Source organism: Pedobacter gandavensis (assembly GCF_032678465.1).
GTDB lineage: Bacteria > Bacteroidota > Bacteroidia > Sphingobacteriales > Sphingobacteriaceae > Pedobacter > Pedobacter gandavensis_B.
Genome location: NZ_JAVTSK010000002.1, coordinates 201,412 through 215,645 on the forward strand (window position 1 = coordinate 201,412; position 14,234 = coordinate 215,645).

The 14,234-nt window shown below is 36.6% G+C and carries 11 protein-coding genes; 8 read left to right on the plus strand and 3 right to left on the minus strand.

The genetic code is table 11. The features are described 5' to 3' along the window. The first annotated feature begins 20 nt into the window (after positions 1–20). The 3 genes from R2Q94_RS03930 to R2Q94_RS03940 all read left to right on the plus strand — a co-directional run bounded on the left by R2Q94_RS03930 (position 21) and on the right by R2Q94_RS03940 (position 3,613). The gene (locus R2Q94_RS03930; protein ID WP_316820133.1) at positions 21–1,238 is read left to right on the plus strand and encodes a glycosyltransferase; all 1,218 of its coding nucleotides are present in this window, start codon (positions 21–23) and stop codon (positions 1,236–1,238) included. 122 nt (positions 1,239–1,360) lie between these two features. Beyond that, entirely contained in the window at positions 1,361–2,467 is a 1,107-nt protein-coding gene (locus R2Q94_RS03935) for a glycosyltransferase (protein ID WP_316820134.1), read from the plus strand. A 24-nt stretch (positions 2,468–2,491) separates the two neighbouring features. Next, positions 2,492–3,613 (plus strand): glycosyltransferase family 4 protein, encoded by a 1,122-nt coding sequence (locus R2Q94_RS03940; protein ID WP_316820135.1) that lies wholly within the window; start codon positions 2,492–2,494, stop codon positions 3,611–3,613. Here R2Q94_RS03940 and R2Q94_RS03945 read toward each other — a convergent pair. Beyond that, positions 3,596–4,423 carry a glycosyltransferase family A protein gene (locus tag R2Q94_RS03945; RefSeq protein WP_316820136.1) on the minus strand — a complete coding sequence of 276 codons (828 nt, stop codon included), beginning with the start codon at positions 4,421–4,423 and terminating at the stop codon, positions 3,596–3,598. The genes R2Q94_RS03940 and R2Q94_RS03945 overlap by 18 nt on opposite strands. A gap of 287 nt (positions 4,424–4,710) precedes the next feature. On the opposite strand from R2Q94_RS03945, the gene R2Q94_RS03950 reads away from it, so the two are divergent. The 3 genes from R2Q94_RS03950 (at position 4,711) to R2Q94_RS03960 (ending at position 8,601) form a co-directional block, all read left to right on the plus strand. Beyond that, the gene (locus R2Q94_RS03950; RefSeq protein WP_316820137.1) at positions 4,711–5,166 is read left to right on the plus strand and encodes a gluconate 2-dehydrogenase subunit 3 family protein; all 456 of its coding nucleotides are present in this window, start codon (positions 4,711–4,713) and stop codon (positions 5,164–5,166) included. 6 nt (positions 5,167–5,172) lie between these two features. Next, on the plus strand, positions 5,173–6,861 hold the full coding sequence (locus tag R2Q94_RS03955) for a GMC family oxidoreductase (RefSeq protein ID WP_316820138.1): 1,689 nt from the start codon (positions 5,173–5,175) through the stop codon (positions 6,859–6,861). 375 nt (positions 6,862–7,236) lie between these two features. Then, a complete protein-coding gene (locus R2Q94_RS03960; protein ID WP_316820139.1) occupies positions 7,237–8,601 on the plus strand; it encodes a lipopolysaccharide biosynthesis protein in 1,365 nt (454 codons plus the stop codon). Positions 8,602–8,713: 112 nt separating this feature from the next. Here the strand turns inward: R2Q94_RS03960 and R2Q94_RS03965 are convergent, their stop codons facing one another. Beyond that, the gene (locus R2Q94_RS03965) at positions 8,714–10,039 is read right to left on the minus strand and encodes a hypothetical protein (RefSeq protein ID WP_316820140.1); all 1,326 of its coding nucleotides are present in this window, start codon (positions 10,037–10,039) and stop codon (positions 8,714–8,716) included. A 597-nt stretch (positions 10,040–10,636) separates the two neighbouring features. Between R2Q94_RS03965 and R2Q94_RS03970 the strand changes: the two genes are divergently transcribed. Then, positions 10,637–11,506, plus strand: a complete 870-nt coding sequence (locus R2Q94_RS03970; RefSeq protein ID WP_316820141.1) for a beta-1,6-N-acetylglucosaminyltransferase — start codon at positions 10,637–10,639, stop codon at positions 11,504–11,506. Between the two features lie 70 nt (positions 11,507–11,576). Further along, positions 11,577–13,190 (plus strand): hypothetical protein, encoded by a 1,614-nt coding sequence (locus R2Q94_RS03975; RefSeq protein WP_316820142.1) that lies wholly within the window; start codon positions 11,577–11,579, stop codon positions 13,188–13,190. A 52-nt stretch (positions 13,191–13,242) separates the two neighbouring features. Here the strand turns inward: R2Q94_RS03975 and R2Q94_RS03980 are convergent, their stop codons facing one another. Beyond that, complete coding sequence (locus R2Q94_RS03980) at positions 13,243–14,223, minus strand: glycosyltransferase family 2 protein (protein ID WP_316820143.1); 981 nt, start codon at positions 14,221–14,223, stop codon at positions 13,243–13,245. Positions 14,224–14,234 lie beyond the last annotated feature (11 nt).

Below are 14,234 nucleotides of genomic sequence, written 5' to 3' on the forward strand. Positions count from 1 at the left end.
AAAAAAACTAATCTTTCTACATGAGTTATATGATCAGGAATAGAGATATTATAATTATTGGGCAACAACCCTGGGATACGGACATTGGAAGCAATTGTAAGAACATCGCACTCGAATTTAGTAAACATAATCGGGTATTGTACATTAATTCCCCATTAGATCGAATTACTCTGTATAGAAATAAGCAAGATATTAAAATCAAAAAACGATTAGATATTATACAGGGAAAAGAGGAAAATCTAATCTCAATTAAAGATAACCTGTGGAATTTCTATCCGGATTGTATGGTGGAATCTATCAACTGGATTGGAAGTACCAAGCTCTTTAATATTTTAAACCTTCGTAATAATAAAATCCTCGCGCGTTCGATTTTTCCAGTGTTAAAACGATTGAAATTTAAGGATGTGATCCTTTTTAATGATAATGAAATTTTTAAGGGTTTCTTTCTTAACCAGCTCTTAAAGCCTTCCTTAAGTGTCTATTATTCTAGAGACTATATGGTGGCCGTAGATTATTGGAAAAAGCATGGTAAAAGTCTGGAACCGAAGTTGATTAAAAGTAATGATTTATGTGTAGCAAATTCTACTTTTCTTGCGGATTATTGTAAGCAATATAATCCTCATTCCTATTACGTTGGACAGGGTTGCGATCTGGATATCTTTGTAGCGGATCCTGAAAGGAAAGCTCCATCAGACATTTCTGGTTTAAAAGGACCAGTTGTTGGTTATGTTGGAGCGCTTCAAAGTATTCGTTTGGATATAGAGATCATTTCTCATTTAGCCTTGTCTAAACCTGATTGGAATGTGGTGTTGGTAGGTCCTGAAGACGAGGTTTTCAAGAATAGCAAGCTTCATGATATTCCCAATGTGATTTTTACGGGAATCAAGGAAATGGGGCAATTGCCTGATTATATCAACGCCTTTGACGTGTGTATCAATCCACAGTTGATCAATGAGGTCACAATTGGTAATTATCCTAGAAAAATCGATGAATATCTGGCCATGGGTAAACCTGTGGTAGCTACAAAGACAAAAGCTATGGAGACCTTTAGTGATTTCGTTTATCTTGCAGATTCAAAAGAGGATTATGTAGATCTGATAACGAAAGCACTGGAAAACGATGATCAAGAGTTACACCAGTTGCGCAGAAACTTTGCACTGGAACACACCTGGGAAAATAGTGTGGCAGAAATATATCATGCAATGGATTTGGTTCAACAAGGCCATGCAAAAAAATAGGTATTCAATAAATTTAAAGGCCTTTCAAGCCGCTGAAAATGATCTTTAATATGGAGATTTTATATTATTTTTTTCTGGTATTACAAGTTTTGATAGGAATCCATTTGATCCTTCCGTTAATCTTGTATATACTTCATTTTACTAAAAAGCCTGATTTAAATGCCTTTGTTGCTCAAAATAAAGGCTATGATTATGCGATTATTGTGACTGCCTACCAGCAAACCAATTTATTGCCTTCTGTTGTAGACTCCATCCTAAAACTAAATTACGAGAATTACCTGATATATGTAGTGGCCGACAATTGTGACATTACTGGGTTAAATTTTAATAGTGATAAGGTAATTTTGCTGAGGCCGGAAGAAACTTTGGCCAGTAATACTAAATCTCACTTCTATGCAATAAAGCATTTTAGAAGAGATCATGAATACCTTACAATTATTGATAGCGATAACCTTGTAGAATCCGAGTATTTAAATGAATTGAATGTCTTTTTTGAAAAAGGATTCATAGCGGTTCAAGGTGTTCGGAAAGCAAAAAATCTAAATACAGATTATGCTTGTCTGGATGAGGCTGGAGATATGTATTATCGGTTTATCGATCGTAAATTGTTATTTGATGTCGGTTCTTCAGCTTCATTGGCTGGCTCAGGAATGGCCTTTTCAACTAGCTTTTATAGAGAATGTCTGGAATTCTTAAATATTGAAGGTGCAGGTTTTGATAAAGTATTACAAATGGAGATTTTAGCTCGTGCAAAGCGTATTGCTTTTGCTGAAAGGGCCATAGTATATGATGAGAAGACTTCTAAACCCGATCAATTGGTCAACCAAAGAGCACGCTGGATTAATACCTGGTTTAAATATTCAGGTAAAGGTTTGAAGTTGATTGGAACCGGTCTAATAAAACTGAACTGGAATCAGTTTTTATGTGGATTGGTTTTCTCCAGACCTCCTTTATTTATTATTGTTGGCTTAACGGGCTTAAGTGTTTTACTGGATTTATTCCTGATGCCTGAAATGTTACTGTTTTGGGGATTTTCTGTTTTTAGCTTTTTCCTGATCTTCTTTCTGGCTTTGAAATATTTTAATGCACCTAAAGCAATTTATCGTGCGCTTCGTAAAATCCCGATGTTTGTAGGATTGCAAATCCTTTCTTTATTCAGAGCCAAAAGGGCGAATAAAATTTCTACAGCAACAGTCCATTATCACGAACACAAAATTGATGAAGTCTAACCTTTTTCCATTGTATTCAAACTTATGATAAAAAAAATAAAGATTCTCCAGGCCATCAGACAGGGGAAAGTAGGGGGTGGAGAAACTCATGTTCTGGACCTGGTCAATGAATTGGATAAGCAGGTATTTGAATCTGTTGTGTTATCCTTTACGGAAGGTCCGATGGTGGACAGACTACGTTCCGATGGTTTTAAAGTTTATGTGGTACCTACAGAAAAGCCATTCAATTATAAGGTGTGGAAGGCGGTAAGGAAGATTGTGGAGCAGGAGAAAATCGATTTGATCCATGCGCACGGAACAAGGGCAAATTCTAATACGTTTTCAACTGCAAAGTCATTAGGCATTCCATTAATTTATACTGTTCATGGCTGGTCTTTTCACCCAGACCAATCTTCTACAGTTAAAATTATTCGAACCTTAAGTGAGCGTTTTCTTGTGAAAATGGCAAATAGAACAATTTGTGTTTCTCAAAGCAATTTAAAGGAAGGCCTGTCAAAATTTCCAATGCATGATGCTCAGGTAATTTTAAATGGGATCAATCAGCAGAAGTTTAATCCAGATCAGCAGTTTAAAGATGTTAGAAAGGAATTGGGTATTCCAGCTGAAGCTGTCCTGATCGGATATATTGCCAGAATTACGGCACAAAAGGAACCACTTAATTTTCTGCGTGGCATTGCCCAGGTTCCTACAGACTTAAATGCGAAGTACCTGATCGTTGGTGATGGTGAGCTTAAATCCGAGATGCTGGAATTGGCCAGTTCCCTAAATTTGAATGATCGTCTGATTTTTCAGGATTTCAGAAGTGATATACCAGATATACTAAATGCTGTGGATATTTTTTGTCTGCCTTCTCTCTGGGAAGGTTTACCAATTGCACTATTAGAGGCTATGGCTATGAAAAAGGCAATAATAGCTACTGAAATAGATGGGATTATTGATTTGATTCATCCTGGTGAAAATGGCGTGCTTATTCCGATTTCAAACCCGGATAAAATTGCAGAAGCCATTTCCTTACTGATCGAAGACCCGGTATTAAGAACTAAGCTTGGTGAACAAGCAGGAGCTACCGTGCGTGAAAAATTCAATGTCGACAAAATGACCAGGAGTGTTGAAGATGTATATAAAGCCTTAGTTCCGCTTACGTAAGTGAGTAAAACTAAGGTTTTTTACTAGCCTGTCTTTCGTTGCCTTATAAATTCCTCCATCGATTTGAATCCTTCTGTCAGTAGTCCATACAATACTCCTGTTGCTGGTTACCCAATGAAATTTTCCATATCCTTTTTCACGGAGTTTAATGGCTAGCCAACCATCTTCATTTGTTCCTGGAGGATGATTAAAACCATCTACAGCAATACATTCTAATCTTCGGCAAGAAGAATTAAATCCATAAACATTGAGTGCTTCTTCTTTAAAAAGCTGGCAGATTTTTCTGTTCAGATCTGAGATATATTCGTAAAAGAAGTATACGAGTCTAGGTGTTTTTGCGATTGGAATAAAGGAAAACTTACCATAGCTTAGACATATGGATGGGTCATTGATTAAGATCGATACCATATCGTCCAGCCATGGGGCAGGGTAAATGGTATCAGCATCGGCATTTACTATATAGGTTCCTTTCGCAACAGCGAGTCCACTATTTCTTGCGTTAGTTATCCCTTGTTTTGGTTCTGTAATACAAACTACTCCACAAGCTTTAGCTAATGCCTCAGTTTCATCCTTAGAATTGTTATTTACGACGATTACTTCAATTGGATGTAAAGAAGAGGTTAAAGAAAGAGAATATAAAGTTTTTAAAATATTTTCCTCTTCATTATAAGCAGGTATAATGATGGATATCAATGGATTTTCAGAATGTAATCTTTTGAAATTTTCGGAAATAACTGGGATCTTTTTTTCTAGCTCGGCCCGTCCTTTGTTAAACTTAAAAATATTGTTTGGAATAGATATGGGTCTCATTAAGTGATTCTGGCGATAAATTTTGATAAATATAATAAATTACTTACAATACTCAATAAGTGTGCCTTTTATAGATTATACTTGTTTTCTTACCGATGATATTCCTTTCGGAATTTCGTATTATATCTATATATTTACGATGAAATGCTTAGGTTATTTAAAATAAAATGAACAGAAGGACACTAATAAAGGGTATTGCTGTTTTTTCATCGTTAGGGCTCTCATCTTTTTCAATTTACAAATGGTTTAGTCTAAATGCAAGACCGGACCATCATTCACTTCATGAGATGCAAGGTTTAATTGCTGAACTAGCTGAAGTCATAATCCCTAGAACAAATACACCAGGCGCAAAAGATGCAATGGTAGAAGTTTTTATTGTAGATATGATCAAATCCTGTTCGGATCTGAAGACTCAAAATAATTTTATCAACGGTTTAACTGAGCTGAAGAAGTACACTTCAGACCATTATAATACCTCATATTCTAAATGTTCATTGAGTGATAAGGTGTTGATTCTTAAGTTTTTTGAAGATAAGGCTACTTATCATTATAATATTTTGAATAAAATCGATCGCAAGCTTCTAGGACAACCTTTTTTTACAAAACTCAAAGAACTCACCATTGAAGGATATTGTAGTTCCAAAATCGGGGCAACTGAGGGCTTGGCTTATGATTATATCCCACATAATTTTCAATGCTGTATTCCGCTTACCAAAGACCAGAGATCCTGGGCAACAAAATAGTTTTATATGTATAGTTCAAATGCTGCAGGTACAAGTTATGATGCCATAGTTATTGGATCAGGGATTAGTGGTGGCTGGGCCGCAATGGAATTGTGTAAGAAAGGTATGAAAACATTGCTCCTGGAAAGAGGCAGAAAGGTTGAACATCCTGTTGATTATTCTACGGCAATGTTAAACCCCTGGGATTTTAAGCATGGAATGAATCATACACTCGAAGAAATTAAAGAAAGTCCTGTCCAATCCAGAAATTCTGATCCTGGAAATGCACACTTTTATGTGAATGACACGGAGCATCCATATATTCAGGAAAAGCCTTTTGATTGGGTTAGAGGATATCAGGTTGGTGGGCGTTCACTTATTTGGGGCCGACAATGTTACCGCTGGAGTGATCTTGATTTTGAGGCGAACTTAAAAGACGGTCATGGAGTAGATTGGCCAATTCGTTATCATGATCTTGCACCATGGTATAGTTATGTTGAGAAGTTTATCGGAATCAGCGGTAAAAATGAAGGGCTTTCCCAACTTCCTGACGGGGATTTTTTGCCTGCTATGGAATTGAATTGCATAGAAAGCCACCTTGGTGATAGTCTGCGGAAAAATGATCAGAACCGTTTACTTACTATTGCAAGAGTTGCCAATTTAACAAAAGGATGGGACCACAGAGGGCCTTGTCAGAATAGAAATCTATGTTCCAGGGGATGTCCCTTTGGAGGATATTTTAGCAGCAACAGCTCTACCATTCCTGCTGCTTTTGCAACAGGAAATCTGACTTTACGCCCTTATTCCATTGTCGCAGAAATTTTATATGACGATAAACTTCAAAAGGCGATAGGCGTTAGGGTAATTGATACCTTAACAATGGAAAGTTTTAATTATTATGCAAAAATCATCTTTTTGAACGCCTCTACAATTGCGAGTACAGGTATATTGATGGCTTCAAAATCAGGAAGATTTCCCAATGGTATGGGGAACGACAGTGGAGAGCTGGGACGGAATTTAATGGACCATCATTCTTCTGCAGGGGCCTATGGCATTCATGAAGGTTTCCAGGACTTCTATTATAAAGGGCGAAGACCCTCAGGTTTTCTTATTCCCAGGTATAGGAATCTAAAGAATGAAAAGGGAAATGACTTTATACGTGGCTATAATATCCAGGGCCATGGTGAACGATCGGAATGGACTGATCGTGCTAATGAACCTGGTTTTGGTGCGGAATTTAAAAATAGACTTACTACTCCAGGTCCTTGGACGGTGTGGATGGCAGGCTGGGGAGAATGTTTGCCTTATCAGGAAAATAAAATTAGTCTGGATGGCAATCAGCTGGATAAATGGGGACTGCCTTTATTAAAGATCGATTTTGAATTTAAACAGAACGAGCGTTTGATGATGAATGATATTAAATATAGTGCTGAGGAAATGCTCAATGACGCAGGATTTAAAGGGATTGAAGGGTTTAATTACCATAGACCAGGCGGGGCTACAGTGCACGAGATGGGAACTGCCAGAATGGGAAGAGAGCCAAAAACTTCAGTTTTAAACGGCTTTAACCAGATTCACTCGGTTAAAAATGTATTTGTGACTGATGGAAGTTGCATGACTTCTTCTGCTTGTCAGAATCCTTCATTAACCTATATGGCCCTAACAGCAAGGGCTTGTGAATATGCGGTTACTGCATTAAAGAAAGGAAATTTATAATCAATCGGGTTAATTTGGCTATTCAACTGTCGAAGTACTTTATCAGTTCAAAAACCTGTGTGATTGATGAGGATGAATTTCTAATTGATAAAAGGTTTTCCAATGCAGGTTGACCATTTTGATTTTTTTGCAATTGGTAAAAAATATTATGCTTTTAATTCCTTTGATATAAAGATCCCTCTAATCACATTAAACGATAGATAAAGCTACGAATATTCTAAAATATGAATTAACTTGCCCTAAAATTTATCCCGATCATGGTGTTTAAGGAATGATTAATTTTAGAGAACTGATTTAAAAGTTCTTTATAAAAGTCTATTCAAATAAATAGCATGATTATGGATTTTAAATCTTTGCTCCAACTATTAGTTAATTATGTCATTTGTAAAAACAATACTTTCATCCTTTAGGAATATACATTTTCAATCCTTACTCGGCAATGGCGTCATGGCTGTATTTGGAGTGGTCACCATTGCAATCCTTTATCGTGCATTACCGGTCAAAGAGATTGGATTATATGTTTTTTTTATGATGATTTGGGGCCTGGTAGATACCATCCGATCAGGTTTTTTAACCATTGCATTTGTGAAATTCTATTCAGGAACCACACCTGAACGTGGACAGGAAGTAATTGGTTCTGCCTGGTGTTTTGCATTAATCATCACAGGAAGTTGTATCCTTTTGAATGGAATTACCTACTTTTTATCTCCATTCATAACAAATGAAGGGATGTTATTATTTCTAAAGTATTTTTCCTTAATCTCTTTGGCCACTTTACCATTGTTTATGGCCAATCTTGTTGTCCAGGGTGAGAAGCGATTTGATCGATTACTCTGGCTTAGATTGATCAATCAAATTCTATTTATGGGAACGGTGATCTTATTGATTGTACTTGAAAAAGCATCTTTAACGGCCATCGTACTCACTTATATTGGTTCAAATTTTATCGCGAGTTTATGTGTGTTGTTTTTGGGCTGGACTAAAGTAGGAGCAATTAGAAAGATGACAAAGTCCTGTTTTATGGAGATTTTTCACTTTGGGAAGTATAGTGTTGGTTCTGGATTAAGTGCCAATTTGTTTAGAGTTACTGATGCATTTTTTATCAATTTTTTCCTGGGCCCCTCAGCATTAGCGGTATATAATTTAGGTGGCAGGTTAATGCAGATTATAGAAATTCCATTAATGAGTTTTGCTGCTTCAGGTATGCCTAGTCTTTCTACACATTATAACAATAATCAAAAAGAAGAGATGATGTACGTCATGAAAAAAATGATTGGAATGTTGTCGATATGTATTTTTGGAATTGCCGTAGTGTCCATTATTTTTGCCGAACCAATTATTGGATTAATTGGAGGTGCTAAATATATGGATACAGAAGCGCCTAATTTGTTCCGTATTTTTATGACAATGGCCATCTTGTTTCCAGCGGATCGCTATTTCTCTTTAGGGCTGGATGTCATTCACCTGCCTAAAATTAATTTTTATAAGCTGCTGATCATGCTTGCGGTAAATTTAACCGCAGATTTTGTTGGTATATATTTATTTAAATCTGTCTATGCGGTTGCAGCAGCAGATGTTTTCCCAGTAATAGTAGCTGTGGTGATCGCTTATTTCCCTCTTAATAAGTTTCATAAATTTAGCTTTTGGGGCATGTATGTCATCGGCTATAAGGAGCTTGTTTTGTTTGTTAAAAAGATCTATTTTACACTTTTCAACCGGGATAAGACTGTAAACGGCTAATCATATTTAATTCATTTAATGTGCCTCGAATAGCCTGAGGGATGAATCTAATTTTTACAAAAAAGGGTAGCTTCCAGTGGAAAGCTACCCTTTTTTGTACTTGTATTTTCTTTTACATGGCTGGTGCTCCAATGCCTGTATACTTGGATTGAAATGTATTGGTGTCAAATACAGCTTCAGCCTGGCTTGCAAGGTATTTGTTATTTACATCCTTGAGAATCTTGGTGTCACTCATATTATTGATCATATTGCTGATCGTTTTTTTACTGTTTAAGTCAAAACCAAGGTTGTTGTAATATTCTAAACTCCCAAATGTATTATATAGGTCAAGAATCTGACCTTCAAAATCGTGGGAAGTATTCATTTTACCAGCAGTGTTATTGTACACTTTAGCATTTGCATAAGTTGATTTACCTGCATAAATATTTCTGGTAAATGCCTGTAATTCGAAGGCGCCATACTTGCGGGTATTGTAGCAAATGTTATTGTAGATTTCATTTGTTGCCGGAGTACTGCCTCTGGAATAAAGCCACATTCTTATCGCATTTCCCTGGTAGTTGGTGAGTTTGTTGTCATGGAACTTTCCGTTTCCCTGCATGTAAAATATACCATTGTGGTTATTGTTGATTGCATTTATATTGTTGACTACGTTATGGTGAATATCGTAATCCTGGACGTTACTAAATGAACACAGGGTGCCAACATCTGCACTATTTAAAAAGGTGTTATAAGCAATTTCAACATTTTTAAATAAACCTGAATCTTCTCCTGTATCGCTGTTTAAGTTTCCTCCAAAAGCAATCGAACCTGCATTGTCAAAAAGACAGTTTAAAATTCTAAAATTTTCGGTCCTGCTTTCTGGGGTTCCTTTATATGGGAAAGCATCACCATTATTTTTTTCTCCTGCAATTACATAATCTCTTACATTTTTGAAGCTCATATTTCTGATGGTAACACCACTCATTTTTCCATCCATCATAATTGCTCTAAAACTGATATTCTGAAACTGGAAGCCATACTTTTGACCCTCTACATAATCTCCTGAAATCACCACATTGCTGATGTTACTGGTATGCATGACGTTGGTAATGGTGACAATACCATCATTTTTTACAAAGAACGGTTTGTTTGCCGGAGCAGATATGTTTTTAATCACAATAGCGCTATATCTACCCCCTTTTATTTTAATAAAAGCATTTGATGTAACCTTCAACGCTGCACCATCTATGGTCAGTTCTTCACCCTCTCCACGTCCAAGTTGTATAATGGTTGCATCGGCAGGAACATCACTTGGTGGGGATGTGGGTTCAGGGGGTGTGGGAATACTTGTTGGAGGCAGAACTTCAATATCCGGTGGAGGCGTGTTGTCTCCTTTCTTACATGCCATAAGGACGAAAAATCCAAATACAAGAAATGGCATTTTATATTTTACTGTCATAAGTGTTTGAAGTTAATAGAATTTATTCCCCTAATATTTTTGCAATGGTAAGGAATTTTCCATGAACAAATGTGATGAAGATCATCTCTGCTTTTCAAAGTTTTCAACCTGGATCAGTAAAAAAGTTATTTTCCTCAATGTGGGGAATGTTTTTCCCATAATTTCAAGTAAAATAAGTTTTTTTGATCGAATCATTTTATGACATTAATATGACTTAGTGGTTTTTTGTGTCTTGTCAAAATCTAGTTATGAAGGGGTTAGCTATTCCGTTCGATAAAAAAAATCCGAAATCTGTGTGTTCTAATTAAAATATACTGCTTTTAGAACTTTTTTGCTTTCATATTTATTTGGAGATCACATCAACATCATTGATCGTTTGTTTATAAGAATCGAGATTTCTAAATAAAAATAGCAATTCTCAGTATTTTGGTTTTTTGAGCATAGACTTTGATGAGTAGCGAACAATGGTTATATTGGTAGTCGCAAAATATTTAGTTTTTTTCAGCCTGGCAGCCTGATCATCCCTAAATATCTTGATAGTAAGAGGTGGTTAATTCATAATAATAGTCGGATTCTGTTTAAATTAATTAGAAGAAAATGAAAATTGCCCATTTAATAATGGCATATAAAAATTCAAGACAAGTAGAGCGGATGGTTAAGGCTATGAATCACCCTAATTTTCATTTTTACATTCATCTAGATCTAAAGATCGATATCAGGGAATTTGAACATTTAAAGCAGATTGAAAACCTAAGTTTCATCCGGAATCGGGTATTGTGTAACTGGGGTGGTTTCTCCTTTGTAAAGGCCATTATAAGCTCCTTATCAGAAATTTTAAAAGCAAATGAATCCTATGACCTGATCAATCTGATGAGTGGGCAAGATTATCCAATCAAGCCTTTGAATAGCCTTTATGCTTTTTATAAAGCACATCCTGGTAAATGTTTTATTTCCTATGATCAGGATCCCAATAAATTGTGGTGGAATGAAGCGGTGTCAAGAGCAGAGCTTTATCATTTTACAGATCTTAATTTTAAAGGAAAGTACTTCATCCAGGGGATTTTTAATAGATTCTTGCCTAAAAGGTCATTTCCCTTGTCAGTTCCATTGTATGGAAGTAGTGATTCCTCCTGGTGGACTATAACCTCTGAATGTGCTGCTTATATTGTCGACTTTATGAAAGGGAACCCGAGACTGGAGCGATTTATGCATTATACCTGGGGTGCTGATGAATTTCTTATTGCAACCCTCATTATGAATTCCCCATTTAAGGATCAGGTAATTAATGATAACTTACGTTTTATATCCTGGGAAAGTGGTAAGCCAAATCCTAAGGTGTTGACAGAAAACGATATAGATGCCATAAAAAATTCAGATAAATTTTACGCCAGAAAATTTGATAATCAGATTAATGATAAGGTCCTTGATCAACTAGATGAGTTTATTGCGGAAAAAAAGCATAGCTAATTAATCGATTTTCCTTGTAGTTTTTATCAAGCAGTAATGTAATGTTGACATACACAAAATAATAATAACAATGAAAAAAGTTCACGCTCTAAACTTTGTACTCTTATTAAGTCTTCCGCTCTTTTTAACTGAATGTCGAAGCGATAACCATCAAAAGGAGGAAGTTCCTGTTGTCTCAACAGGTACAAAGGTGAAAATGAAAGATATGTTGGGTATCAACGCTTTCGAATGGGATTTTCTTCAGGATCCCAATAACCCCAATGATGGCAGTAAGATTTATGAGCCTAAAATGGAACTGATGAAATCATTTTCCTCAGTTAGACATTATATGGATTGGGAAAAGCTCGAAGACAGTCCTGGGATCTATTCTTTTAACCCTACAAAAAGGGGAGGCTGGAACTATGATGCAGTTTATGCCAGAGCGAAACAAGAAGGAATTGTGATGTTGGCCTGTTTAAAGAATGTACCTGACTGGTTGTTTAACAGTTATCCAAAGCATCAACGCGAAGTGGATGTGGTTGCGGTAAAATATGGAGCCAATCGCGAACAACCTGCGTCTTATATTGAACAGGCAAAGGCGATTTACCAGTTTGTAGCCCGTTATGGTTCCAATAAGCATATTGATACAAATGCTATAGTGTTAAATACCAAGCCAAGGTGGCATGGGGATGAGGTAAATAAGGTGAAAGTGGGTCTGGATTTGGTCAACTATGTAGAGTGTAACAATGAACCCGACAAATGGTGGAAAGGTCAGATGGCTCAGCAAACCGGAAGAGAATACGCCGCAAATCTTTCTGCTTTTTATGATGGTCACAAAGGAAAGTTGGGTAAATATGTGGGTGCAAAGACAGCTGATCCAAATATAAAAGTAGTGATTGGAGGACTGGCGAGACCCGATATTAACTATATCAAAGAAATTGTGGAATGGTGTAAAGAGAATCGGGGATATAAAGCAGATGGCTCAGTGGATCTATGTTTTGATGTGATCAATTATCACCTGTATTCCAATGATAATACGGGATGGTTTGCCAAGTTTTATTCTACCAAAAGAGGAATTGCTCCAGAGCTGGGTAATATGCCCGAAATAGCAGATACATTTGTTAATTATGCAAAAAGTCTGGGCAGTGATATTGAAGTATGGACCACCGAGACTGGCTACGACTTAAATAGTAAAAGTATTCAAAGAGCTATTCCTATTGGCGCAAAATCGGTGTTGTTAACCCAGGCAGACTGGATTCTAAGAACTTCGTTAATGTATGCCAGGCAAGGTGTAAACCGGGTATTCTTTTATTTGGCTTTCGATATTTTAGCTCCGGGAGCTGAAGACACAGAAACGCCTTTTGGGACTTCCGGATTGTTAAACGCGGATAAACGCAGGCCTGCTGCAGATTATCTTTTACAAACAGGTAAACTGATGGGGGAATATGTTTATGAAGGAACCATTAATAAAGACCCTTTTGTAGACGTTTATAAATACAATGGAAAAACAATGTATGTTTTAGTGGTGCCCGATGAAAAGGATAGAAGAGAGACTTATGAACTGGACTTAGGGAAAGCAAAGATGGCAAGAATTCATGAGCTAAAACCTGGAGCTGATCAGATGGTTCCTAAAGATATTGCGATAAAAGATGGAGTGTTAAAGTTGACTGTAACCGAGACTCCAATCTTTGTGGAAGCCTTATAAATTAATCTGTTGCAGGAATTCTACGGGTATCAAAGAGTTCCTGCAACTAGATTTATGAAATTATTACCTTCTTTTTCTTCCCTAATTTTAATTTTCGGTTTAAGCCTAAAAACAAGATGTTTGGGATCGTTTTAAGCGTAAAAGGAATATCCACTGCAAAGGAAGTCCCAAGGAGTTTTAAGGAATCTATTATTTTAAATTCTCTCAGTAGGTTATGTTTGGACAATTCAACAAGACTAGACATGTATCTTTCTTCCAGTATTCTTAACTCGGCTGGTTGAAGTAAATGACCCAGTTTATCCATATTTCTTTTCAGGTCCGCGATATGGAGAAATTCTAAGACTTCACTCCATTTTCTACCGTCATATACATTAATGTCGTCGACTCTTTTTCTCCATAACTTTTCAAGCGTAAATGCTGCCCGACAAGGTTTTGAAAGGATCATTTCCAGGTACATAGCCCAATCGTCACCAATGTTCATTTTCTCATCCCAACCAGATACTATTGATGATTTTCGAATCACCATTGAGGAAGATGGGGATGGGCAGGACTGGATGTATAGTGAACGTACTTCGTGATTCTCTAAATTTATCCAGTTGTTTTTTTGTTTTTCAAAATATGAGGTGAGGAAAGGATCATTGATGAGAAAGTCCCAGCTTGAACCGATTTTTGCATCCTGAGACCAGTTGGCAAAGACAAAATCCAATTGTTCTGATTCGAGTTTGTAAATACACTTTTCAAGAAAATCCATATTCCACATGTCATCAGAATCCAGAGAGGCGATGACTTCCCCATTAGCAAAACTCAACCCCTTGTTTCTAGCTGATGCTTGTCCGGCATTTTTTTGATAATAGTAAGCAACCTGTGGGTATTTTTTAACCAAATCGGCAGTTTCATCTGAAGAACCGTCATCAACTACAATAATCTGAGTGTTTTTATAAGTTTGATTAATTGCGCTTTCTATTGCATCAGGAAGTTTGGATGCTCGGTTAAATGTGGGAATAATTATGCTAACAAGTGGATAGACGTTCATTAATCTTTTGT